At 71.8% G+C, this 24812-nt stretch carries 16 protein-coding genes; 13 read left to right on the top strand and 3 right to left on the bottom strand.

Annotated elements, in window-relative coordinates:
* The first annotated feature begins 332 nt into the window (after nucleotides 1–332).
* A complete protein-coding gene (locus ACGF5G_RS13815) occupies nucleotides 333–2222 on the top strand; it encodes a glycerophosphodiester phosphodiesterase family protein (RefSeq protein WP_393262483.1) in 1890 nt (629 codons plus the stop codon).
* Between the two features lie 267 nt (nucleotides 2223–2489).
* Here ACGF5G_RS13815 and ACGF5G_RS13810 read toward each other — a convergent pair whose 3' ends face one another.
* Nucleotides 2490–3965, bottom strand: a complete 1476-nt coding sequence (locus tag ACGF5G_RS13810) for an SDR family NAD(P)-dependent oxidoreductase (protein WP_393262481.1) — start codon at nucleotides 3963–3965, stop codon at nucleotides 2490–2492.
* A gap of 354 nt (nucleotides 3966–4319) precedes the next feature.
* Here ACGF5G_RS13810 and ACGF5G_RS13805 point away from each other — a divergent pair, with 354 nt between their 5' ends.
* The 5 genes from ACGF5G_RS13805 to ACGF5G_RS13785 all read left to right on the top strand — a co-directional run bounded on the left by ACGF5G_RS13805 (nucleotide 4320) and on the right by ACGF5G_RS13785 (nucleotide 11207).
* Nucleotides 4320–5708, top strand: a complete 1389-nt coding sequence (locus tag ACGF5G_RS13805) for an alkaline phosphatase PhoX (protein WP_393262479.1) — start codon at nucleotides 4320–4322, stop codon at nucleotides 5706–5708.
* A gap of 733 nt (nucleotides 5709–6441) precedes the next feature.
* Nucleotides 6442–7236 (top strand): SCO2525 family SAM-dependent methyltransferase, encoded by a 795-nt coding sequence (locus ACGF5G_RS13800; protein ID WP_393262478.1) that lies wholly within the window; start codon nucleotides 6442–6444, stop codon nucleotides 7234–7236.
* 237 nt (nucleotides 7237–7473) lie between these two features.
* Nucleotides 7474–9315, top strand: coding sequence for an SCO2524 family protein (locus ACGF5G_RS13795; RefSeq protein WP_393262476.1), 1842 nt, complete (start codon nucleotides 7474–7476; stop codon nucleotides 9313–9315).
* A complete protein-coding gene (locus tag ACGF5G_RS13790; RefSeq protein ID WP_393262474.1) occupies nucleotides 9316–10245 on the top strand; it encodes an SCO2523 family variant P-loop protein in 930 nt (309 codons plus the stop codon).
* Complete coding sequence (locus ACGF5G_RS13785; protein WP_393262472.1) at nucleotides 10230–11207, top strand: SCO2522 family protein; 978 nt, start codon at nucleotides 10230–10232, stop codon at nucleotides 11205–11207. Before ACGF5G_RS13790 ends, ACGF5G_RS13785 begins: the two co-directional genes overlap by 16 nt.
* A gap of 6 nt (nucleotides 11208–11213) precedes the next feature.
* Here ACGF5G_RS13785 and ACGF5G_RS13780 read toward each other — a convergent pair whose 3' ends face one another.
* Nucleotides 11214–12170, bottom strand: a complete 957-nt coding sequence (locus tag ACGF5G_RS13780) for an SCO2521 family protein (protein ID WP_393262470.1) — start codon at nucleotides 12168–12170, stop codon at nucleotides 11214–11216.
* A 300-nt stretch (nucleotides 12171–12470) separates the two neighbouring features.
* Here ACGF5G_RS13780 and ACGF5G_RS13775 point away from each other — a divergent pair, with 300 nt between their 5' ends.
* The 7 genes from ACGF5G_RS13775 (at nucleotide 12471) to ACGF5G_RS13745 (ending at nucleotide 24321) form a co-directional block, all read left to right on the top strand.
* Complete coding sequence (locus ACGF5G_RS13775) at nucleotides 12471–16688, top strand: HEAT repeat domain-containing protein (protein WP_393262468.1); 4218 nt, start codon at nucleotides 12471–12473, stop codon at nucleotides 16686–16688.
* Nucleotides 16689–16968: 280 nt separating this feature from the next.
* Nucleotides 16969–18777 (top strand): RyR domain-containing protein, encoded by a 1809-nt coding sequence (locus ACGF5G_RS13770; protein ID WP_393262465.1) that lies wholly within the window; start codon nucleotides 16969–16971, stop codon nucleotides 18775–18777.
* A complete protein-coding gene (locus ACGF5G_RS13765) occupies nucleotides 18767–19279 on the top strand; it encodes a hypothetical protein (RefSeq protein WP_393262463.1) in 513 nt (170 codons plus the stop codon). Before ACGF5G_RS13770 ends, ACGF5G_RS13765 begins: the two co-directional genes overlap by 11 nt.
* Before the next feature lie 205 nt (nucleotides 19280–19484).
* Complete coding sequence (locus tag ACGF5G_RS13760; protein WP_393262460.1) at nucleotides 19485–20264, top strand: ATP-binding cassette domain-containing protein; 780 nt, start codon at nucleotides 19485–19487, stop codon at nucleotides 20262–20264.
* Entirely contained in the window at nucleotides 20261–21040 is a 780-nt protein-coding gene (locus ACGF5G_RS13755) for an ABC transporter ATP-binding protein (RefSeq protein ID WP_393262458.1), read from the top strand. Before ACGF5G_RS13760 ends, ACGF5G_RS13755 begins: the two co-directional genes overlap by 4 nt.
* Before the next feature lie 36 nt (nucleotides 21041–21076).
* Nucleotides 21077–22579, top strand: coding sequence for an ABC transporter substrate-binding protein (locus ACGF5G_RS13750; protein WP_393262457.1), 1503 nt, complete (start codon nucleotides 21077–21079; stop codon nucleotides 22577–22579).
* Nucleotides 22576–24321 (top strand): ABC transporter permease subunit, encoded by a 1746-nt coding sequence (locus ACGF5G_RS13745; protein WP_393262456.1) that lies wholly within the window; start codon nucleotides 22576–22578, stop codon nucleotides 24319–24321. Before ACGF5G_RS13750 ends, ACGF5G_RS13745 begins: the two co-directional genes overlap by 4 nt.
* A gap of 22 nt (nucleotides 24322–24343) precedes the next feature.
* Here the strand turns inward: ACGF5G_RS13745 and ACGF5G_RS13740 are convergent, their stop codons facing one another.
* Nucleotides 24344–24790, bottom strand: coding sequence for a hypothetical protein (locus ACGF5G_RS13740; RefSeq protein WP_393262454.1), 447 nt, complete (start codon nucleotides 24788–24790; stop codon nucleotides 24344–24346).
* Nucleotides 24791–24812: the final 22 nt, after the last annotated feature.

Here is a 24812-nt window from a genome sequence, read left to right as displayed (position 1 = left end):
GCCGTCAGCCCCTTGCCGTGGAAACGGTCATCGGCTCCCACGCCGCCGCGCTGGTCCGCGCTCAGCGCCGCCCTGCACCTGTAACCGTGGAGCCCCGCATGGGTCCATGTGCCGCGCCCTCGACAGCGAGGGCGTCTGCGCCACGTGCGCCTCAGTGACTGCTTCCCGCCGGGGCGGGACAGGGCCTGCTGATGTTCCGACGTCCACGCCGCCGTGGCGAACGTGCCGCTCAACGGCGGCCCGTGATTCGTCGCACGTTGGAGAGGTGACGTTGACGCTGCCGCCACGCCAGGTTGGTCGGGCGTTCCGGTGGCGTTCCTACGGTCCGGGTCATGACACCTCGCCCTGCCCACCTCCCACGCGGGAACCCGAGCCGCACGATCGCCGCGCTCGCCGTCCTGACGCTGTCGACCGGCGTGCTCGCCGTGCTGCCCCCGTCGCCGCCGGCCGCCGCCGGACCCGGCTCGGTGGCCGTCGCGGAGGACTTCTCCGACGGCCGGCTGCCCACCGGCTGGCGGGCCGTCGACGGCACCTGGAAGGTGGAAAACGGCCGGCTGTACGGCACGTCCGCCAGCTCCAGCCAGAACAACAAGATCACCTTCGGGCGGCACCTGAACGACTTCCGGTTCGAGGCGACCGTCCGGTTCGAGTCCGTCGCCTCCGCCACCCGCTGGACGGCGCTGGGCCTCGACGTGCCCGCCGACGGCGCGAACCCCTGGTGGATCGCCACGATGCGCAGCGGCACCACCGCGAGCAACGGGCTCGAGTTCGCCCAGCGCACCACCGCCGACACCTGGAACGTCACCAACACCGGCGCCGGACCGTACGCCGCCGGCACCGGCCGAGACGTGCGGGTCGCCGTGGAGGTGCACGGCAGCCAGGCGCGCTGGTTCGTCGACGGGCGGGAGGCGCTGAGGACCAGCAGCCTGCAACGCTCCGCCGACGGCGGGCAGGCCCTGCTGGTCAACGGCGCCACCGTCTCCTTCGACGACGTGCGAATCACCGAGCTGGCCCCCAACGGCTACCTCCGCCCGGACGGCAGCCCGCTCACCGTGATCGCCCACCGCGGCGCCTCGTCGGCCGCCCCGGAGAACACCCTGGTCGCCCAGGAGACCGCGCGACGGGCCAACGCCGACTGGATCGAGAACGACGTGCAGCCGTCCCGCGACGGCGTGCCGTTCGTGCTGCACGACGCCACGGTGGACCGGACCACCGACGGCGCCGGCCGGATCCGCGACCTCACCGCCGCCCAGCTCAAGGCGCTCGACGCCGGCTCCTGGTTCGCGCCGTCGTACGCGGGGGAGAGGCTGCCCACGCTCGCCGAGCAGCTCGCCGACCTGCGCGTTCGGGGCGGCAACCTGCTGCTGGAGATCAAGGGGGCGCACACCCGCGACGAGGTCGCCCGGATCGTCGAGGTGATCCGCGCGGAGCGGATGACCGGCCGGGTGTTCATCCAGAGCTTCGAGACCGACGCGCTGCGCCACACCCGCGAGCTGGCCCCGGAGCTGCCCCTCGGGCTGCTGCGCGGCAGCCTCGACGCCGACCCGGTGGCGGTCGCCCGCGAGCTGGGCCTGACCGCGTACAACCCGAGCGGGACGGCGCTGCTGACCCGACCGGGCGTGGTGCGCGAGCTGCACGACGCGGGCGTGGCCGTCCTGGTGTGGACCATCGACTCGGCGAACCAGTGGCAGGCTCTGGAGCAGGCCGACGTCGACGGGATCATCACCAACCGCCCGGCCGAGTTGGCCGGCTGGAACGCCGCGTACTCGCAGCGTCCGCCCGCCACGCCGACCGTCGCGATCGGCGCGCCGGCCGACGGCGCCACCCTGGACCGGGCGCAGGCACCGACCGTCACCGTCACCACCACGCACGCCGAGACGGTCACGGTCACCCTCGACGGCGAGCGGGTCGAGCCCGGCGTGGCGCTGGACCTGACCACCCTGCCCGCCGGTCGGCACACGCTGCGCGCCGAGGCCGTCGGACCGGCCGGCCGGGCGACGGCGACCAGCACCTTCACCGTCGCGGTCACCCCGGCCGGGCTCGGGTACGTGATCCTGACCTCCGACGTCGAGCACGGCACCCGCACCGCGCTGAGCACGCTGCTCGTCCAGGGCCGTTACGCCGAGCTGGCCCGCTACGCCGACCAGCAGGCCGGCCAGCGGCTCCCGGTGGAGCTGGCGCGCGTCGTCGCGGCCGACGCGCGGGCCCTCGCCGCAGACTGACCGTACGACGACGACGACGGCGGCGGGTGGGGATGTTCCCCGCTCGCCGCCGTGAGCGGGCGCTCGCCCACGCCGAACTCGCTGCGGTCGCGAAGGATCCCGCCCTCGGCGAGCGGCACTGCGAACGTGGAGGCGGTCAAGCTCCTCGTGTCGGCCATGCGACTCCATCGCGCCAGCCACCACAGCTCGGACCTGTGGTGGACGGGGCGACGGTGCTGACCGTGTCGGCCTGCGCTTGGGCGGCTGACGGCGGGGCGGGCGCGCTGATCACCAGGCGCAGGGCGCGTAGTCCTTCAGGAAGCAGCCGTACAGGTCTTCGCCCTGTTCGCCGCGGACGATCGGGTCGTAGACCCGGGCCGCTCCGTCGACCAGGTCCAGCGGGGCGTGGAAGCCGGCGTCCGCCAGCCGCATCTTCGTCGGGTGGGGCCGCTCGTCGGTGATCCAGCCCGTGTCGACGCTGGTCATGAGGATGCCGTCGGCCAGCATCTCCTGGGCGCTGGTCCGGGTCAGCATGTTCAGCGCGGCCTTGGCCATATTGGTGTGCGGGTGCCCCGGCCCCTTGTAGCCGCGGGCGAACTGGCCTTCCATCGCCGACACGTTCACTACGTACTTGCGGCGGGCGGTCGCTGCGGCCATCGCCGGTCGCAGCCGGCTGACCAGAACGAACGGCGCGGTCACGTTGCACAGCTGCACTTCGAGCAGCTCGATCGGGTCCACCTCGTGCACCCGCTGCACCCAGCTGTTGACCGGGTCGAGGTCCGGCACCAGACCGCCGGCGTCGATGGCGGTGGCGGCCGCGATTCGTTCCGGCGAGGCGGAGCCGCTGGTCAGCGCCAGCGCGGTCAGCGCGTGCGGGGGGATCGCGGCCGACTGCGGCGGGGCGGCCAGGCTGCCCGCCGGGTCGTCCCGGCCGGCAGGTTTGGCGAACGTGATCATCTCCGGCAGCGGGCCGTCCGGCAGGGCCGCCGCCTCCGCGGCGACGAGTTGCGCGTACGCCCCGGGCGTGCGGCGGACGGTCTGCGCCGCGTTGTTGATCAGGATGTCGAGTGGTCCCTGGCCACTGACCGAATCAGCGAGGGCGATCACCTGGGCGGGGTCGCGCAGGTCGATCCCCACGATCCGCAGGCGGTGCAGCCAGTCTCCGCTGTCGGGCATCGCGGCGAATCGGCGGACCGCGTCGTGGGGAAACCGCGTGGTCACCGTGGTGTGCGCGCCGTCGCGCAGCAGCCGCAGCGCGATGTACATGCCGATCTTCGCCCGGCCGCCGGTGAGCAGCGCGCGCCGGCCGGTCAGGTCGGTGCGGGCGTTCCGGCGCTCCCGGTTGAATGCAGCGCAGGGCGGGCAGAGCTGATGGTAGAAGGCGTCCACCTCGCGGTAGCGCTGCTTGCAGACGTAGCAGCCGCGCGGATTGTGCAGGGTGCCGGCCGTGGCACCTACGGTGGGGGAGGTGAGCGGGATGCCCTGGGTCTCGTCGTCGATCCGGCCCGGGGCGCCGGTGGCGGTGGCGGCCGTCACCGCGCGGTCGGCCGCCGCGATGGCATCCCGCCGTTCCTCGCGTCGCCGCTGCTTGATCACCTTGTAGAGTTTCGCGGTAGCCCGTTGCACCCGCACCACGTCGGGGTGGTCGGGAGGCAGGTTCTCCAACGCCTCGAAGACGCTGAGGCAGGTCTCCAGCCGGTCGCGGTCAATGCCGTATTGACCGGTTTCGGTAATGTTGTCCGCCGTCATGCGTCGCTGTCTCATCCCGTTCCCTGCGCCGGGTCTACCCGGTCCCACCCCAAGTCCGACCCGGAACTGTACGCACCGCACGGCCTCCGACGCATCCCGCGTCTGCTGCTCAGCCCAGAGACCGTCGAGGCCAACCTCGCCACGGGTCTACCGAACAATGCAGCTCCAGCCACGGCGAGTTCGGGGCGGCCTTTGGGCAGGCTTGGTTTCTGCGGTTTTGACCGGTTCGGCCAGGTCGGCTGTCGCGGTTGGCGGGATCAAATCGATCAGCATCTTGACGGGTGGGGCGGGATGTGACGTAGTTGATCGAGCGGTTCGAATCGATATCGGCCGGCCCGCTCCGGTCTGTGACGTCTAGGAGGCTTGTCCGTGTCCTTGTCTCGCCGCCAGTTCCTGTCCCGATCGGCCGGAGCCGGTCTCGCCGTGGCCGTGGCCGGTTCGGTCGACGCCCTGTTCACCGCAGCACCCGCGCTGGGGGTGTCTGGCCCGGAGGTCGGGTACGGTCCGCTCGTGCCTGACCCAGCCGGCATGCTCGACCTGCCGGTGGGCTTCCGCTACACGGTGCTGTCGCGCGAAGGCACCGTCCGGCCGGACGGTGGTGTCGTGCCGAGCCGGTTCGACGGTATGGGTTCCTTCGCCGACGAGGCGCGCGGCACCCGCCTGGTCCGCAACCATGAGTGCTCCCCGACCGCGAAGATCACGGTCGTGGCTCCGCCGGAACGGACGTACGACCCGGCCGCCGGGGGTGGGACCAGCACGCTCGCCGTCGACGCGTCGAACCGCGCCGTCTCCGAGCACGTCAGCCTGGGCGGCACGGCCATCAACTGTTCCGGCGGCCGGACGCCGTGGCACACCTGGCTGACCTGCGAGGAGACCGAAGACAAGGCGGGGGTCCGCGGGTACACGAAGGACCACGGGTTCATCTTCGAGGTTGACCCGTACGACGATGCTCGCAACACCGATCCGGCCCCGCTGACCGCGATGGGCCGGTTCCAGCACGAGGCGGTCGCGGTCGACCCGCACACCGGCATCGTCTACGAGACCGAGGACGCGTTCGTGGCACCGCTGGGCAGCTTCTATCGCTTCCTGCCGAACCGGCCGCTCGGCGGTCACGGGAGCCTGCGGGCAGGCGGCGTGCTGCAGGCTCTGCACGTCCCGGACCTGCCGGACCTGTCGGTGGTGACCGAGGCGGGCAACTCCTTCTCCGGCGTCGAGTGGCTTGACGTGCCGGACCCGCTGGCGACGACGGAGTCGGTCCGTGCCCAGGACTACGGCAAGCCGATCACCGGTGGGTACAAGATCGAGGGCGCTTGGTGGGGGGAGAAGGACGGCTGCGCCTACTTCGTCTCGTCGTTCGCCCGGCGTGCGCTGGGCTCGGCCCGCGACCACGACGGCCAGGTCTGGCGGTACGACCCGCGAGCCAACACGTTGCGCCTGGAGACCATCTTCACCCGTCCCACGCCGGCGCCGGAAATCCCGGAGTTCGACGCCCCGGACAACATCTGCATGTCCCCGTACGGGGGCCTGATGATGTGCGAGGACGGGATCGGGGACCAGCACATCCTTGGTACGACCGCCGACGGCGAAGTGTTCGTCTTTGCGCGTAACCGGGTCGACGTCGGCACCACCGGGGACCCGGAGTACGGCGAGCTGGCCGGAGCGACGTTCTCCGCCGACGGCCGGACCATGTTCTTCAACGTCTACAACCCGGGCATCACGTACGCCGTCACCGGCCCCTGGAACCGCCGCCAGGGCTGACTGTGAGGATGGCGGGGCCCTCACAGCCGCCCTGCGGGGCTCCCCGGTCCACATGTGGTCGGGGAGCCCCGCCGCGCCTGGGCCTCGGGGCGTGTGGGTGCCGGACAGTGTCCCCGCAGATCGTCGTCGACCGACGCAATCGGCGCGGCCGGCCCGCCGAGGTCAGCCCCACGGTTGCGTCGTCCACCTGAAGCTCGGCTGCCTGCCCGCCGGGCCGCAGGAGTATGGGCACTGGTGGTACGGGCCGAACGGAAATGGCTCGGGTTGTGCGGACGGGGTCTCGGGTCAAGGCGGGGCGCCGGTAAGAAACGCGTCACCAGCCCCGCAAACGGCATCGGTCCTGCGGTGAGGCGGGGTCGCCGGTCGTGGGCGGCAAGCAGGTGTCGTACGGTTCGACGGACGGCAATGGGCAGCGGCCGGCGGCTCCTGCCCATCGGCATCCCCTGTCAAGCACCACCTTCGGCGAGGTCAACCACGATGACCGCGTTTTGGAACCCCGCAGGCTGTGCCGGTGCCGCAGTTCATGGACAAGGCCAATGGTGTGGCCGCGACTCATCGGGTCACGGGTGCGCCGTTGGTGGGAGACCGAACCCTGTCAGGTCTTCATTCCCTGGAGTTGGTGACGTGCCGCTGCTTGCGAGCCGACACCACGTCCGATACACAATGGGCAGTGCGAAGGAGCACGCCGGAACGACGACCGACGTAATTCGCCGACATCGATGGAGGCACGTCCATGACGTTGACCCCGGCGGCTGGCGGCGGTTGCGGCGAGTCGTCGACGCCAACCCCGCCGATCCAGTCTCCGAGGCCGTTGAATGCCGACGTCGAGTGGGACAGCTTCGACCCCCAGGCATACGTCCGGCACAACTACGCCGTTCTGCGTGCCGACGATCGTGAGATCCTCTGCCGTACCAGAGATTTTCTCGCCGAGGCGAAGCTCTCCGGCGCGCACTGTGTCGACGTGGGTTCGGGGGCGAACCTCTACCCGGCGCTGTCGCTTCTGCCGTTCGCGCGCACGATCGACCTGTGTGACTGGTCGATGTCGAACGTGAGCTGGCTGCGTACGCAGATCGACGGCTACGACGAGCTCTGGGACCCGTACTGGCAGGTGTGCGCGGAGCACCCGGCGTACTCGGCGCTGACCGATCCGCGGGGCCGTCTGGCGCGGGTGGGCCGAGTGCTGAGGACCAGTGTCTTCGACGCGCCGAGGCGCGCCTGGGACGCCGGCACGATGTTCTTCGTGGCCTGCTCCATATCGGCCGACCACGCGGAGGCCGAGCGGGCGATCGGTCGGTTCCTCGGCGCGCTGCGGCCCGGCTCGCCCTTTGCCGTGGCGGTCATGCTCGGCTCCCGCGGCTACAGCGTCGGCCAGCGCCTGTTCCCGGCCGTGGCGCTGCAGCGCGCCGAGGTGGTGGCCAGCATCGCGGCCGACGCGTACGGCCTGGCCGTCCACGAGGTGCGGCTCACGCCGCCGCTGCGGGACGGGTACCTGAGCATGCTGCTGACCACCGGCCGTGCCCGCGGTTAGTGCCGATGCCTGATCATGGGAGGCGCCGGTGCCGTGAGGTCCGCCCGGCCCGGCGCGGGTATTCACACCGCGCCCGATGGGTCGGGTTGCCGACACGCGGCCATCGAAGCTGTTCAAGTGGCACTCGACTGGCCCGCTACCATGTTGTTGCACGTCGTTGTGGACCATTCTGGATCATCGTGTGAACGGCACCACCAGCAGTTTCGAGTCGACGACTACAGCAGACGGCGGTGAATCGTGCGGATACAGCCACGCCAGGAGATCCTCGACATCTGGCGGGCCACGGTGCGTAGTTGCTGGCAGAACGGTGAATGGCACTGGGGTGGTCGAAGTGGCAGCAACTCGATCAGCGATGCGGAGCAACTACTGACCCTGCTGCTCCCGGCGGCCAAGGTCCCCGTGCTGTCGCTCGACGACCCGGATCGCGCCGACGAAGAGGTGATCGAGGCGCTCAGCCCGATCGGCGGCGCGATCGAGATTCCCCGCCGGCTGGTCAGCGTGATCACCGACTACTTCACGCGGTACACCGACGACACCGGCACCCCGATCTTCAGCGGCGGAAGCTACCTCACCCCGCTGGAGGGCGGCTCGGAGCTCACCGACGAGCAACGCTCCCTGGACATCGTCGACTCGTTCGCGGTCTCCGTCACGCTTACCCTGGCGACGATCGGCTTCGTCAAGGTCTACCGTGGCGCCACCAAGCGACGCGACCTGCTGGCGCAGCTGGACGCCCTGGAAGCGATGGCCAGCGCGCGGCTCACCGCGGCCATGGTCGGCCTCCTCCGCAGCTTCAGTACCTTCGTCTTCACCTCCACCGACGAGTACGGCCTCCGGCTGTGCGACATGATCAACCAGGACGAGTTGCCGCGCCGCGAGGTCGTGGCCGCGCTGCGCGAGCAGCTGCGGGAAACCATGGCCAGCCTGCGCAGCGTGGTCATCGGGTCGGGCCGGGTGACCGAGGACCTGGACAACAGCGAGATGCTGTTCGAGTGCGGCTGGTCGTGGGGGATCATCGCCGGGGCCGAGGAGGTCCCGACCACCGAGCCGATCGGCCTGCAGCGCGAGGGCTCGGCAGAGAACGCTCCCTACCTCTACTTCACGGTCATCGCGATGGACGCCATCGAGGACCTGAACTCCGAACGCACCCGCCTGCTCGGGCTGCTCAACGAGGAACAGCAGCGGCTGTCCCGGGCGCTGCAGCTGCGCTGGGAGCTGACCCGGACCTACTGGGCGACGGTGGCGACCTTCGGCAACCGACGGCGGTGGCCCATCGAGGACATTCCCTGGCGGACGACCGACGGTGACCGGACCGACTACTACACCCTCCAGGCCACCTCGCTGGCGGTGAAGGGCCTGATCGCCGGCGGGCGCGGCGCCGACGAGGAGCTCGGCCGGATCGCCTCGGTGCTGGTGGAGCTGGCGCAGCGGGCGCGGATCACCCGGCGTGCCTCACCCGACGAGCCAGCGCTGCTCCTGCACGCGCCAGGCAAGCGGGTGACCCTGAACGACGACACGTCGAAGCCAATCATGACGTGGAACGTGAACGAGTACTCCACGGTGCTGCTCCAGCGGGCGGCCACCGTCGCCGGTCTGCTGAGCAACGCCCGGCAGCGCAGCGAGCTGCTCGAGCTGGCGGACGAGGTGTGGGACCACCTGCTGCTGCGGCGTATCCCTGACGGCCAGCACCGAGGGCTGTGGGACCACGCCGGCGGTGCTTTTCCCGGGCTGGCGCCGAAGCCGGACGCACCCTCCTGGTATCTGACCGAGCGGGTGGTGGAGGCGCTGGTCAGCGCCGGTCAGCTGCTCTGGGACCGGCCGTTCCCGCGGGCTGGCCGGCTCGCCGCGTACGCGCAGGATCTCATCGACGAGGCCGAATACCTTTTCGACCGGGAGTTGATGCGCGGCACGTTCGCCGGTGAGGCGATGCAGCGCAGCATGCGCAGCATCCGGGCCAGCCTGCGCCGGGCGCAGCTACTGGTGGACGAACGCCCCGGCACGGCGGCCGCCCTGGCCAACACCCTGCTGCTGCTGCTCAACGACGTTGCCACCGGGCAGCAGAAGGCCAGCGAGGGGATCTGAATGCTGGTCTTCGTCACGTCGCACAAGGGCGGTACCGGGCGTTCGGTGACTGCGGCGAACATCGCCTACCGCAGCGCGTTGTCCGGCCGCCCCACCTGCTACCTGGACTACGATTTCGGCTCGCCGACGGCCGGCATCACGTTCCAGATCCCGCAGGCCGTCAACGGGGTGGAGGGCGCCGGGCCCAACGGCGGCGGCCTGCACCGGTATCTGCGCGGAGAGATCCCGTCTCCGGAGCAGTTGGACGTGTGGGCCACGTCGGAGCGGGCCAGCCTGCGTCAGCGTCCCATCGGGTCCGGTCCGCTGGTGCTCCTGCCCGGGCAGCGCAACGGCAGCGAGTTCGGTTTCACCAACGACATCGCCAAGCGCTGCGCCGAACTCTTCCTTCGTCTGGAGGAGGAGTTCGACCTGACCCTGGTGGACCTCAGCGCCGGCCGGTCGTACGCCAGCCAGATCGCGCTGGCAGCCACCGCCACCCCGACCCTACGCAAGGTCACCGTTCGCTGGTTGGTCTTCCACCGGTGGACTCCCCAGCACGTCACCGCGGCTGCGGATCTGGCCTTCGAGGCAGGCGGGATCGTGGCCATGGGCAAGGAATACGGTCACGAGCCGGAGCGGCTGCGGGAGTCGCTGCGGTTCATCCGCACGGCGGTGATCGACTCACGCGGCCCCGAGGTCGGCTACCTCGACCTTGCGCAGCAGGCCTTCCTGCGCAAGTGCGACGCGGAGCTGTCGGAGCTGGCCCGACGGCGGGGCGTCGGGCGCACCACGCTGTTCGGCGCGGTGCCGCTGGATCCTCTGTTGCAGTGGCGGGAGCAGCTCATCTCGGACCACGACGTGCAGAGCAAGATCGCGAACGTCAAGACCGTGGACGCCTTCGTGGATCTGACCGAGAAGCTCTTCGACGAGACGGCATGGGAGACCGTGTGATTGGCGTGGATGTCAGGTTCCAGGAGGCAGCTGCGGTGCGACGTACAGAGAGCGTGGCGTACTCGCATCTGTCCGTGGAGTTGGGGCACTTCTACGCGGAGGACTTCGGCGACGGGTGTCAGGAACTGCGGCGCAAGTTCGAGCGGATCGCGGACTGGTCGGCCGCGATCCCGGCCCTGGCCCGACGAGGCCTGCCCCCGCACCGGCAACCGCGGATCAGCACCTGCTTCATGGTGGACGACTACTTCCACCGCTTCGGTACCCCCGGTGAGGTGATCCCGCAGGTGCAGAGCGCCGCGGCGGAGCACGGCCTGACGCTGGACTACGTCGCCCGGGAGTCCAGCTTCGCGCGGCACGACGGTGTCGAGCTGGCCCAGCTGGTGGTCGACACACTGGTGGTGGAACCGCCCCGGCACACCACCGGGAGTCGCCCACCGCTGAGCGAGTCGGGTTGGCTGTCCAACGGCAAGCGGTCGCCCGGGCACGTCGACGCCCCGGCGATGACCCTGCCGCGGCCGTGGTCCCCGCCGGTGCAGTCCGGCGATCCCCAGCACTCCATCTTCGTCGACATCGAGCTGTGGTCCGACGAGCCGAACACCCGGGTGTGGGCCTGCGCGCTGCTCGCCTCGGTCTGGCAGTTGACCCGGCTGGGCGTGCTACGGCACCGGGGTGAGACGATCAGGCAGCCGTGCCGGCTTGCCGGGGAGCTGCCCACCGACTGGGACGAGCTGCCGGCGATCGTCCAGCTGAATCCGGCCGCCGCGCCGTTCTGCGCGTACCGCACGCTGACCCTCATGGACACCCAGTACCTGCCGGTGGAGCTGGCCGTACGGACCATCCTCGGCCAGGTGGCGGTACCGCCGGCAGTCGCGCAGCAGGTCGCCAAGCGAGCCGGCGGCGAGGGCCTGCAGCTGCCGAGCGAGCTGGTCGACCGGTTGAGCTACGTGTTCATCGGCGAGTGAGCGTGGTCAGCGGCCGCACGGCTGCTTGACCGCCACCCGGTCGGCCAGGTCGCGCAGCAGTGCCATGTTGTTCACGCTGATCTGATCCCGGATCCAGTTGACCGACGACTTCCACTGCCGGCTGAACCCGGGTACCTGCTCCAGGCGGTCCCAGATCGGCCGCAGCCGCGGGTGGACCCGAGCGCCAGGCAGCCACAGGTGCAGCAGGTGCTCCAGCACCGGCCGCAGCCGCTCGATGTGCTCCTGCCCGGAGGCCGGTCGGGTGACCGCGGCCTCCACCAGGGAGGACAGCATGGTCAGCAGCCAATCGTGCAGCGCGAGATCTTCGCAGAGGCCGGCCACGGCGGCCGGCACGTCCTGCGGGCCGACCACGAGTTCGACCGTGCGCAGCGTGGGGGAGTCCACGGTGACCACCGCCGAGACGGCTCGGCCCGGCTGCTGGTCGACCTGCGCGGTCCAGCGCAGCCGGGTGCGCGCCGAGCGCAGTGGCGGGTGCCGGTCCAGCAGGTCGGACATCTGCACGCCGTCGAGTACCCGGCCGGTGATCGCCTCCAGGTTCAGCACGTCCGCGTTGTTGCCGTGCAGGAAGCCTGCGGTCAGGTCCGCGGCGTCCAGCCTGCCGACCGTCTCGAGGACGCCGGGGTTGGCCAGATAGTGCGACCATGGCTGGCGGCGATCTCCGGCGACGACCTGGATGACCGAGGAGGCCTGCACGATTCGGCCACCGGTGATGATGGCCCGGGTGACCACCGCACCCACCCCGCGCAGTTGGCGCTTCCTGGCGCTGGGAAGCCAGCAGTCCACGCCGGTGCGGACGTCGGGCGACACCGCGTAGAGCGAAGGACGTCGGGAGGTCAGCACGACCTCGCCCTCGACCAGACCGAGCACCTCGGAGCTCTGCTCCTGGGTCAGCGCCGTGCTGTGCTGCAGCAGGCTGGTGTGCACCTCACCCACCGTGAGCATGGCTTCCTCCGCATTGCCGGCACCGGTCCGCGGTCGCCCGCGGAATGCGGTCCCATGGTGATTGACGTACGCCGCCGTGACCCGCACCGACACGGATCCGGGTGGGATTACCGAAACTCCCCGTGAGCACGGGATTCGGCTCGCCCGGATCCGTATCTGTCCTGTCGCCATCATAGGCCCACCGTTGGCGGGATTCCCATGTACGGCAGGGGTGGCGAGTGTTTGCGGGACAGAGGGATGTGAAGGCAGCTGATATTTTCATTGGTGCGGTCGCCAGCCACCCCCTGGAGTTTGCCGTTCATGAAGGTCTACATTTCGGCCACCCAAAAGGACCTGCTGGAATATCGTGCTGCCGTGCACGTCGTGGCACGTCGTCTCGAGATCGAGGACGTGGCCATGGAGGCGTACGGCGCCGACGTCCGGCCACCGCTGGAACGCTGCCTGGCCGACGTGCGCCGGTGCGATCTCTACGTGGGGCTGTTCGCCTGGCGGTACGGGTTCCGGCCGCCCGGCCAGGACTCCTCCATCACCGAACTGGAGTACCGTGAGGCACTCGCGGCCGGAAAGCCCTGCCTGATCTTCCTGCTCGCCGAGGACACACCCTGGCCGGTCGGCATGATCGACCGGGACGCCGACTGGCAGCAGATCGTCGCGCTGCGCCGGGAGCTCAAGGAGCGCCACCTCTGTGCCTTCTTCTCCGGGGTGGACGACCTCGCCGCCAAGGTGACCGTGGCACTGGCCGAGGTGCGCAGCGGCCGATCCCCGGCGCGCGAGCCCGCCGACCCGGACACCCACCTGCCGGAAGCCGTGCGCAGCCAGTACTACAAACAGCTGGCGCTGAGGTACCAGGCCGTTCCGCTGGACGCGGTCTCACCACGCCCCACCATCGGATACCTCACGGTCGGGTTACCGAAGATGTTCGTGGAGCCTCGCGTGCACGAGGACACCCGGCCGGAGATGCCACTGGCCTGGTGGCGTTGGGTCAGCTCCACAGGCGACGATTATGCCAGCGGGCTGCCCGGGGTGGTCAACCCGGAGGAGGTGGAGCGGCTCTGGGAAGAATACGCGGCCAAGGACGCGCTGGCCCTGTTCGACGTGGTGTGCGATCCGGGCCGGCGAGCGATCGTGCTGCTCGGCGACCCCGGCTCCGGCAAGTCGGCGGCCGCGCGGTACCTGGCGCTGGCGCTGGCCGGGGTCTGCGCCGAGCCCCGGCTGGCGGCGCTGGACCGGTACCTACCCGTCCTGATCGAGCTGCGCTCCTACGCCGCGCACTGCGGGGACGGGCGGTGCGACGGCCTGCTGGACTACGTGGGCCACCGCCACCAGCAGGGACTGGCCGGAATCGACCAGGGCGTGCTGGAGGCGTACCTGCGGCAGGGCGGCCAGGCGCTGTTCCTGTTCGACGGCCTGGACGAGGTGTTCGACCCCGCGCAGCGGGAGGAGGTGGCCGCGCAGATCGCCACGTTCGCCAGCGAGTACCCGGGGGTGCGGACGATGGTCACCTCGCGGGCGGCCGGGTACCTGCGGCACACGTTCGCCAACGCCGGCTTCGACCACTTCACCCTGGAGGATCTCGACGACGAGCGAATCGCCCGGTTCCTCGGCAACTGGTACCGCTACGTGATGCCCACCCCAACGGCGGAAGCGGACCGGCAGCGGCGACAGATTCTCGACGTGGTGCGCAGGTCCCGAGCGATGCACGAGATCGCCGGCAACCCCCTGCTGTTGATGCTCATGGCGATCGTCGGCCGGGGCCACCCGCTGCCCCGCAACCGGCACCGGCTCTACGCGCACGTCACGGACGTCCTGATCTCCGAGTGGGACGTGACCAAACAGTTGCGGGAAAGCCACAGCGACGTGCCGCTGCTGGACCTGCAGGCGAAGCGCCGGTTGGTGCGCCACCTGGCGTATTGGATGCAGTTCCGGGAGTCCGGCCCGGCAGGAAACTACATTGAATCCGACGAGCTGGCCCGCATCTTCCGGGACGACCTCGTCGCGTTCTACGGTTTCGAGAACGAGCGGGCGCTCGCCATGGCCTACTCGATGATCGACAAATTGCGTCAGCGAAGCTTCATCCTGGAACGGTACGGACTGCGACTGTTCGGGTTCGTGCACCGCACGTTCCTGGAGTTCTTCTGCGCAGAGGAGATCGTGGACAGGTTCGAGCACGATCCGGACGCCTGGGGCCTCGACCAACTGCGCGCGCTGTTCCGGGAGCACTGGGCCGACCCGTCCTGGCGGGAGGTGCTCCGGCTGGTCGCCGGCGCCCTGCCCGCCCAGACCGCGAACGACCTGGTCATCCTGCTCGCCACCGAGGCCAACCAACCCTGGCCGCCGCTGAACCTGACCGGCCCGCCATGGAACCTGGTGCTGGCCGCGCAGTGCGTGGCGGAGGCGCCGCAGCCCGCCGAGCTGGCCGGCGCGGGCGACGCGGTGCTGTGCCAGGTCGTGCGGCTGGTCGAACACGGCATTTCCGCCGACGACCCCAACCTGGTGGAGCTCACCGAGCAGGAGCTGCTGTCCTCGATCCGGGCGCTCGGACCGAGCTGGCCCGGCCGGGAAGCCTTCCTGCACTGGTACCGCCGTCGCGGGGTGCGGACCAGCTGGCGTTCCGGCTCCGCATTCGCCACCCGGATCGCCGCGGCGCTCTCCACCGCCGAGGAGCAGCTGGAGGAACTGCTGGTCCGGGAACTCGGGCAGGGCCGCGAGCGGCAGGCCCACCTCACCCTGGTCGCGGGGCTGGCCGAGGCCGCCGGCCGGCTGGACACCACCACCAGCCGCAGCCGCCGCCGATGCCGAGACCTTTTGCTCGCCCAGGCACAGGCCGAGGTCTCCACCGCGGTGCGGCAGGCCGCCGTACGGGCTCTGGTCGCGCACTTCGGCGCCGACCCCGACCACGTCGACGTGCTGCGTAACCTTGCCGACTCACCCGATCTCGCGGTGCGCGCGCTGGCCGTGCAGTCCCTCGGCGGCCGGACCGAGCTGTCCGAGGACGTCCGCCAGGTGCTGGCCAGGGCCACCGAAGACCCCGCCACCGCGGTGCGGCGGGCCGCCGCCGGAGTGCTCACCACGCGCTGCGCCGACCTCCCGGAGGCCCCCGAGACACTCCAGCGACTGCTGGCCACCGACACCGACCCGGGCGTGGTGCAGTGCGCGCTGGAGGGCCTGCTGGCCCTGCCGGAGCACGCCGGGACCGCCCGCACCCGGGCACTGGAGCGGGTGACCGGCGACTCCCCGGACGAGGTGCGGCGCTGCGTGGTGAGCGAGCTGCTGCCGGGGCGGTCCGGCCCGGAGAGCATCGAACTGCTGCTGAAGCTGGCCGGCTCGGACACCTCCGCGCGGCTCCGCGCGGTCGCCGTGCAGCGGCTGGCGCTCGTATCCGACCCGGAGGGGCGCTGCCGAGCCCGGCTGGTCGATCAGATCGAGCAGGACGAGGACGCCTCCGTGCGTGCCGCCGCCGTGACCGCGCTGATCGACCGGGACCGCGCCGACGACACCGGATGGACCGTGGTGGCGCACGCGGCCCGTGCCGACGAGGACGCGACGGTGCGCCTCGCCGCGGTGCGCGCGCTGGCTGAGGCATACCCGGACCACCGCACCGGAGAGCTGCTGCTGGAGAAAGCTCACCGCGACCCGACCGCGAGCGTCCGGCTCGCCGCGGTCGACCTCCTCACCGGTCGGCCGCTACTCGGGCACGCCACCCGTGATCTGCTCATCAGCCGCGCTTCCCAGGAGCGGGACGCGATCGTCCGGCTGCGGGTCACCCTCCGCCTGACCCGCCTCGCCGACCCGCCCGACCCCGAGGTGCTGGAGTGCCTGGCCGAGCAGGTCAGCCGGGACCCCGACCCGAACGTGCTGCGCGCGGCCGCCCAGGCGCTCGCCCGCCACGGCGAGACCGACGGCCTGATGGAGACACTGTGCCGGCGGGCCCGCCGAGACAGCTACGTCGGCATCCGGCTGGCCGCCGTGCAGGCCCTCTGCGCGTACGGGAGCCCCGATCTGGTGACCGACGTGCTGCTGGAGTGCGTCGAGTCGGACAGCGACCCTGCCGTGTTCGACGCGGCGGTGTGCTGCCTGACCGAGCAGGGCTCGGCATCCATGGCGGTGACACTGCGGCTCCTGCGCCGCCTGGCAGACCAGGACCCGGCGATCCGCGCCCGCATCGCCGCCGCGCTCGGCGCGCACTTCGGAGCCGACCCGGAGGTCCGGGTACTGCTGGTGGGGCTGGTCCGCGACGACCCGGACCTCGAGGTCCGGCGCCGGGCCGTGGAACAGCTGGGAGCCACGCTGGCCGGCCGAGTGGGGGTGCAGGAGCTGCTGCTACGGCTGGCTGACGACAATGACTGGGAGATCCGCCGGACCGCGCTGCTCGGGTTGACCCGCCACTACTGTAGGGACACCCGGACCCGGGTTGTGCTCGCGCGGCTTGCTCGCCAGGAGGACGACGCCACCGTACGGCGGCTGGCCGGGCAACTGCTGGCCGCGCTGCCCGACACCAAGCCGGACGACTTCCCGTGACCGGGCCCGACCGGACGCCCGGACAGGCGGTGCCGTCGCCCGTGAGCAGGTCGAGCCGGACGGGGCGGCAACCGCAGCCGCGTCCGCCGTCAACAACACGCTCGCACCGACCGTGGCATCGGCCTGCGCATGGTCCCGTACCCGCACGGGCGACCGGTCCCGGCCGCGGAGACGGCCTCCGAGCGCGGTGGTCCCCACCGCCGGCCCGCCCGAGCTGGTAGCACGGAGGCGGGTGCGCCGAGCGCGGTCCTGATCGACCTCGTCAAATATCATCAGGCTCATGACAGACCCGGTCGCCGGCTCGCCCCGCCTGGTCGAATGGTGGCTTCGAGTCGTGTTCGGAGTCATCGGACTGGCCGCCTTCATACTCGGCTACGTCGGCTTCGAGCGCCTGCTCCAGGCCCGGCCGGACACCGCGCACGACCCGTACGACGTGCTCTACTACGACCTGCAGCTCTTCGTCTTCGGCGCCGAACCCTTCCAGAACTCCGGACCCTACCCGTGGCAGCTGCAGGTCGCCCGGTTCGCCGCCCCGCTGTTCACCCTTCTCGCCGTGGCCGAGGCCAGCCGGCTGCTGCTGGCCGCCGAGAGCCGCCGCCTGCGGGCCCGGCGAGCCCGTGGTCACGTCCTGGTCTGCGGCGACTCCCAGTTCGCCCACATGCTCGCCGACCGACTCTTCGCCGACGGCGAACGCGTGGTCGTGGTGCGCTCCGAACCGTTCGGGCCGCTGGAGTACCGCTTACGCCGGTATCTTGGCGTCATCGGCGACCCGGCCAGCCCTCAGGTGTTGCGCGGCGCCGGCCTGCCCCGGGCCCACACCATCTACGCCTGCAGCGAGGACGACGACCGCAACCACGCGATCGCCAACACCGCCAGCCGGCTCGTCCAGGACCGACGGCAACCACCCCGAGTCTACGTACTGGTCCACGACTCCGAGATGTGCCTGTCACTGCAGGCCCGACGACTCGGCGCCGCGGGATCCAGCCGGCTGCGGCTGGACTACTTCCACGTCGACGACGTCGCCGCCCGCGCACTGCACCGGCACCACCCGCTGCCACCCGCGACCGGCCGACCCACCAAGGTCCTCATCGCCGGCACCGGCGCCTTCCGCCGAGCCCTCCTGGTGGAAACCGCTCGGCACTGGCGGGCACGCCACGCCGACACCCCTCCCGGCCAGTTCGTGCCACCCCTGCGGGTGGACCTCGTCGCCCCGGACGCCGACACCGAACTCGCCGTCGCGGCGTCCCGCTACCCGTTCCTGACCACCGTCTGCCAGCTCACCGCGTACAACCGGGACCTCGACGGCCTCGTCGGGCTCGACCAGCTCGACCGAGGCCGCTACGACCGCATCTACGTCTGCGCACCGGACGAGACCAGCGGCCTGCAGTTCGTGCTGGACACGCCCGCCCTCTGGCAGAGCGCCGAAAGCTCCGTCTTCGTACCGGTCTACCAGCAGGCGGCGCTCGCCGCCGCCTTCCACGGCGACTCCCGCCACGACCTGCTCGACGAGGTGCACGGCAAGCTCCGCCTCTATCCGGTGCTGACCCGCGCCTGCGATGCCCGGTTGATCGCCGAGGACCTCACCGAGCGGCTGGCCCGGCTGATCCACGAGCGGTACCTCCAGGCCCAGCAGGGCGCCGGGGTGCGCCCCGGCGACGCGCCGGCGATGGTGGACTGGTCGCGGCTGCCCGAGTCGCTGCGGCGGGCCAACAGGGCACACGTCCAGGACATCGCCGCGAAGCTGTTGAATCTCGGGTGCGTCGTGGCGCCCCGGCGCGGCGGCACCGGCGACGCTTCCGCCGCCGGGCAGGTCATCGACGACCGGATCGAGGAACTCGCCCGCCTCGAGCACGAACGGTGGTGCCGGGAACGGCGAGGGGAGGGCTGGACGTACGGCGAGCCCCGCGACGACGCCCGGCGGCGGCATCCCGCCCTGCGGCCGTGGGACCAACTGCCCCCCGGCGTCCAGGAGCAGAACCGCGAGGAAATCCGGGCGCTGCCCGACGTGCTGTCCGACAGCGGGTTCGAGCTGATCCGGCTGGCACCCGCGGTGCCCGCGCAGCGGAGAGGACCGGGGGATGCCGGCTGATCCCGCACCGGTGCGCGTCGGCATGACCGGGCACATCAACCTGACCCGCGACACCGAGCTGCTCGTCGCCGACGCGCTCCGCGTCGAGTTGCGCCGGATCAGCGACCGGCCGGTGCACGGCGTCACCTGCCTGGCGGCCGGTGCGGATCAGGTCTTCGTGCGCACGATTCTGGAGATGGGCGGCACGCACGAGGTGATCCTCCCGGCCCGCGACTACCGGACCGCCGTGATCCGCCCGGAGAACCGGACGGCCTTCGACGAGCTGCTCGCCCGGGCGGCGGCGGTCGTCCACACCGGCTACGACCGCTCGCACACCGCCGCCTACGTGGCCGCCAACCGGGAACTGGTGCGACGGGTGCAGCGACTCGTGGCGGTGTGGGACGGCGAACCTGGCTGCCACGCGGCGTCGACGGACCGGACCGTCGGCTGGGCGCGGCGCCACGGCATCCCGACCACGGTCCTCTGGCCCGTCGGCGCCCGCCGGATGGTCCTCGGGGACTGACGGGCCAGCAACGGCGGGGCGGCTGCCTGCGACGAATGGGTTCGAGAACCTGAACACGTGGGTCGGGTGACGCCACGATTTTGTTGGCAACGGTTTTCATTGTAACGTTCACCGCCGGAGGGCTCGGGCCTGCGGCGTTACCGCCGGGCGGCAGCTATCCGGGCGACGAAAACCGATCTCGTTTTCTGGGGGTGTGGTGGGGCAGGTGGTTCTGACCACTACCGACCTGTGGGTACACGGGAACGGTCGCGCGCTCGTCTCCGATGTCAACCTGACGTGTGCGCCGGGCGAGCGTGTCGCGTTGGTCGGCGCCTCCGGGTCCGGCAAGAGCCTCACCGCGAAGGCCGTGCTGGGTGTCCTGCCCCTGGGCCTGGTCGCCGCCGGCAGCATCCGCATCGCCGGCGAGGAGGTGCTCGGTCTGCCGTGCGCCCGCCGCGGCGCCGCGTTCAGACCCGCTGCGGTGCTCCAGGACCCCGCACTGGCGCTGCACCCGTTGGTCACCATCGGTGAACAGGTCGCCCTGCCACTGCACCGCGACGTCCGGCGCGCCGACACCCGGCGGGTGCTTCTCGAACTGCTGGCCGCTGTGGGCCTGCCGGACCCGGAGCGGGTCGCCGGCCGCTACCCGAGCCAGCTCTCGGGCGGGCAACGCCAACGCGCCTGCCTCGCCGTGGCCCTGGCCGCCCACCCGCCACTGCTGATCGCCGACGAACCGACGACCGCCCTCGACGTCGTCACCCAGGCCGCGATCGTGCGGCTGCTACGGGAGCGTACCGGCGGCCCGGACGGCCCGGCGCTGCTGTTCATCACGCACGACCTCGCTGTCGCCGCCGAGCTGTGCACCCGCATCGTGGTGCTGCACGAGGGGCGCGTTGTCGAGGACCGCCCGGCCCTCGACGTGCTGCACGACCCCCGGCATCCCCGGGCCCGTGACCTCGTTGACGCCGCCCGGCTCTCGGCGGACGCCCTGGCCGCACGCCGATGACCGTCATCGAGTGCAACCGGCTTCGGCACGCCTACCCGCCGTCCCACCGCTCGGCGTCCGCCCTGCCCGTGCTCGACGGCGTCGACCTCAGGATCGCCGCCGGTGAACGCGTCGCGTTGGTCGGCCGGTCCGGGTCCGGAAAGTCCACTCTGGTACGGGCGCTGCTCGCCCTGGAACCGGTGCAGGCCGGTTCAATCCGCTGCGACGGCCGGGACGTGACGCCCGGACCGGTCCACCGGCTGCGCTGGTTCCGCCGGGTCGTCCAGTACGTGCCGCAGGACCCCGGGTCCACCCTCGACCCGCGCGCCCGGGTCCTCGACATCGTCGCGGAGCCGATTCGCCGGCTGTGCGGGGTCACCGACCGGGCCCGGCTCACCGCCGCGGCCGTGGCGGCGCTGGAGGCCGTACGGCTGCCGGCGGACCTGCGGACGGCCCGCGCCCGGGATCTCTCCGGCGGGCAGGCCCAGCGGGTGGCGATCGCCCGGGCGCTGAGCCCCGAGCCGCGACTGCTGATCGCCGACGAGCCGGTCAGCGGCCTCGACGCCCCGCTGCGGGCGCACGTCGTCGACGCCCTGCGCCAGGCGTCCGAGACCCGGGGGACCGCGCTGCTGCTGGTCTCCCACGACCTGTCCGCGGCGGCTGCCCTGTGCGACCGGATCACGGTGCTGCACGAGGGCCGGATCGTCGAGGACCGCCCGACCGGCGACCTGCTCGCCGGCCCCGAACACCCGGAGACCCGCGCGCTGTTCGCCGCGGTGCCCCGATTCCCGGCCTGAAACACCGGAATCCCCACTACCCATCGGAGAATCACCGTGCCTCCATCCCGCCTACGCCTCGCCGCCGCTGCCGTTGCCGGCGTGCTGCTGCTGAGCGGCTGCTTCAACGCCGGCGGCGACACCGCCGAGGCCACCGGCGACGACCGGATCTCGGTGGCGATGCTGCTGCCGCCGCGCAGCGGGCTGACCCCGTTCAGCGACGACGCGTTCAAGCTGTCCCGCTGGTCGACGGCCGAGACCCTGGTGACCCTCGACGCCGACGGCATCGCGCAGCCTGCCCTCGCCACCGCCTTCACCCCGCTCGACGACCCGAGAACGTGGCGGTTCGAGATCCGGAGCGGGGTCACGTTCCACGACGGCACCCCGCTCACCGTGGCGTCGGTGGTGGCCGCCCTGACCGCGGCGACCAAGGCCAGCCCTAAGCCCCGCATCCTCGACGGCGTCGAGCTGACCGTGCAGCCGGATCCCGCGGCCACCGACAAGGCGGTCCTGGTCACCACCCGTGAAACCGACCCACTGCTGCCGCAGCGGCTGTCCAGCCCGCAGCTCTCCATCCTGTCCGCCGCGGCCTACGGAGCGGACGGCGTGGTCAACCCCGCCGGGCGCGGCACCGGCCCGTTCAGGCTGATCTCCAGTAACACCACGACCGCCAAGCTGGACCGTTACGACGGCTACTGGGGCGGGCCCGCGAAGGCCGCCGGGATCGACGTCAGCTTCGTCCCGGACGCCACCGCGCGGGCGGCGGCGCTGCGGACCGGCACGGTGGACGTGGTGGAGGCCGTCCCGGTGTCGCAGGCCGGTCTGCTCGACGCCGACAAGGTGTTCGAGGTGCCGATGCCCCGCACCAACACGCTGTACCTCAACACGAAGAAGGGCCCGTTCGCCGACCCCGCCGTGCGGGCCGCCGCCCGCCAGGCGATCAACCGCGAACCGATCGTCGACACCGTCTACGAGGGCCGCGCCGACGTCGCCGCCGGCCTGCTCGGTCCCGCTCTGCCCTGGGCGGCCGAGGCACGCCTCGAGCGAGAGAACACCGCCGCGAAGAAGGTGAACGGCACCCCGATCGTGCTGGCCACCTTCACCGACCGGGCCGAGCTGCCCGAGGTCGCCGTGCAACTCCAGCAGCAGCTCGAAGCCGCCGGCTTCACGGTGCGCCAAGAGGTACGCGAGTACGCCCAGATCGAGGCCGACGCCCTGGCCGGCAGGTTCGACGCCTTCGTCCTGTCCCGCGCCACCGTCCTGGACTCCGGCGATCCGGTCGCCTACATGTACAGCGACTTCTCCTGCGAGGGCTCGTTCAACATCGCCCAGCTCTGCGACCCGGCCATCGACGCCGCCCTGAGAACCGCCGCGGCCACCACGGCCGGCCCGCAGCGACAGGCGGCCATCATGCGGGCGGAGAAGCTGATCCTGGAGTCGGACGCCGCGATCCCGCTGCTGCACGAGCGGGTCATCCAGGGGGAGTCCGGCGCGTTCACCGGCGTGGAGCGCGACTCGCGCGAGCGTACGCTGATCACGGCCCGAACCGCGCCAGCGTGACCGCCGCACCCCTCCTGAAAGCCGGGCCCCGGCCGTTTCCCGGGGTGACCGCCCTGTCCCGGATCGGCGCGGCCGCGGCGGTGATCGCCCTGGTCGGCGTCCTGCCCTGGCTGTCCGGGCGTGACCCCGCGCTCACCGTGCTGCGCGGGCGTTCCGCCGAGCAGGAGGCCACCCCCGAGGCGCTGGCCGCGGTCCGCGAGCAACTCGGCCTCGACGCGGGACCGCTCGCGCTGCTCGGCCGCTGGCTCTCCGGTCTGCCGCGCGGGGACCTCGGCACCTCCTGGGTCAGCGGCCGGCCCGTGCTGCCGGACCTGCTCACCGCCACCGGGGTCTCGCTGACCCTGACGGCCTTCGCCGGGCTGGTCGCCGCCGTGGTGGCCGGGCTGCTGACGCTGCCCGCGCTCCGGGCGGCGCTGCGCGGCACCCCGCGACGCAGCGGCGGGGCGGGGGCCGCAGCCCTCACCGCGCTGCCGGAGTTCCTGCTCGCGTCGGTCCTGCTGATCGTCGGGGCGGTCGGTCTGCGCGCTTTTCCACCGTACGGGTGGGACTCGGCGCACCACGCCGTGCTGCCGTCGCTGGCGCTGGGACTGCCGGCCGGCGGGCTGATCGGGATGCTCCTGGCCGACGCGGTGTCCCGTACCGCGGGGGAGCCGTGGACGATCACCTGGGCGACCGCCGGGGCCGGCCGTGCCCGTACCGCCGCCGCCCTGCTCCGGCGGGCGCTGCCCGCGCTGCTCCCGCAGATCGGGCTGGTGCTCATCGGCCTGACCGGCGGGGGCGTCGCCGTCGAACGGGTCTTCGCCGTTCCCGGGCTGGGCCGGGTGACCCTGGGCGCGGCCCAGACGCAGGACCTCCCGGTGCTGCAGGGCGGCGTGCTGATCCTGCTCGTCCTCGGCGTCGTGGCCGGCATCGGCGCCGAACTGCTGCGCCGCGCACTGCTCGGCCCCGCGCTGCGTTCCGGCGCCCTGCCGGTGGCCGCGCACGCCCCGGCCCCGCACCGCGGCCTGTGGATCACGACCGGCGTGGCGACGCTCGTGCTCACCGTCCTCGTCGTCGCCGGGCTGGCCGGCGACCCCTACGCCGCCGACCGCGGCCGGTTGACGGCTCCCTCGTGGGACCTGCCGCTGGGCGCCGACGCCTCCGGGCGGGACCTGCTCGCCCGGCTGGGCCACGGCGCGGCCACGACCATCGGCACCGCGCTGCTGCTGTGCGCGGCGTGCCTGCTGATCGGGCTCGTGGTCGGACTGCTTCCCCGGGCGGCGACCGGCCCGATCGAGATGGCGAACGCGGCGCCGCCGGTGCTGGCCGGGCTGCTCGTCGTCGCGGTCACCGGCCCGTCGACCGGCGCCGCGGCCGCCGCCGTACTGCTGGTCGGCTGGGCGCCCCTGGCGGCGCACACCGCGGCTCTGGTCGTGGAGGCACGGGCACAGCCGTACGTGGCGATCCTGCCCGTGCTCGGTGTCGGACGGGCCCGGACCCTGTGGTGTCACATCCTTCCCGGCGTGCTCGGGCCGCTGACCCGCCACGCGCTGCTGCGCATCCCGGGCATCGCGCTGGCCCTGGCGGCACTCGGCTTCCTCGGCCTCGGTCCGCAACCACCGACCCCGGACTGGGGCCTCGTGCTGTCCGAGGGCATGCCGTACGTGGAACGCGCCCCGTGGACGGCCTTCGGACCGTGCCTGTCGCTGGTCGCCCTGTCCGTGCTCACCGTCACGGCCTCAGCACTGCGGCGTTCCCGCTGAGAGACACCACCCCACCAGGCTGTCAACGGACGGCGGGATGGACGCGGGTCATGGTGGACTGGTAACCGCCACCGGGCCAGGCCCACGCCCCGGTGGCGCTGGTGCCCTCCGCGTCGAAGGTCCCGCGGTACCTCGCCGGCGAGCCTGGCTGGCCGAACCAGATGGTCAGCTCGCGGTCGGCCACCTCGTACACGTACTCCAGGATCTCTCCATTGCTGCCGAAGAAGTGCGACTTCAGGGTGCCGCTCCCGGGGTCGTATCCGATGTACTCGATGCCGGAGGTGGTGTGGTCGTCCTGGACAAGGTGGACGCGCTGGACCAGGAAGTGACCGCCCGGCATCCACTCGTAGGTGACGGTGCCGTGGTGCCCGGGCCCGGAGACATCCCAGGTGCCGACCAGTACCTCAAGGGTCTTCAGGGCTGGGTGGGGGGTGCTGGCGGACGCGCCGCCGAGGGTCTTGTCGGTCATGGCAATGGTTCCTTTCACCGGG

It is taken from the genome of Micromonospora sp. NPDC047730 (genome assembly GCF_043204765.1).
Taxonomy (GTDB): Bacteria; Actinomycetota; Actinomycetes; order Mycobacteriales; family Micromonosporaceae; genus Micromonospora.
The sequence above is the reverse complement of the archived record's forward strand: the minus strand, read 5'-3'. Positions and strand labels throughout refer to the sequence as shown.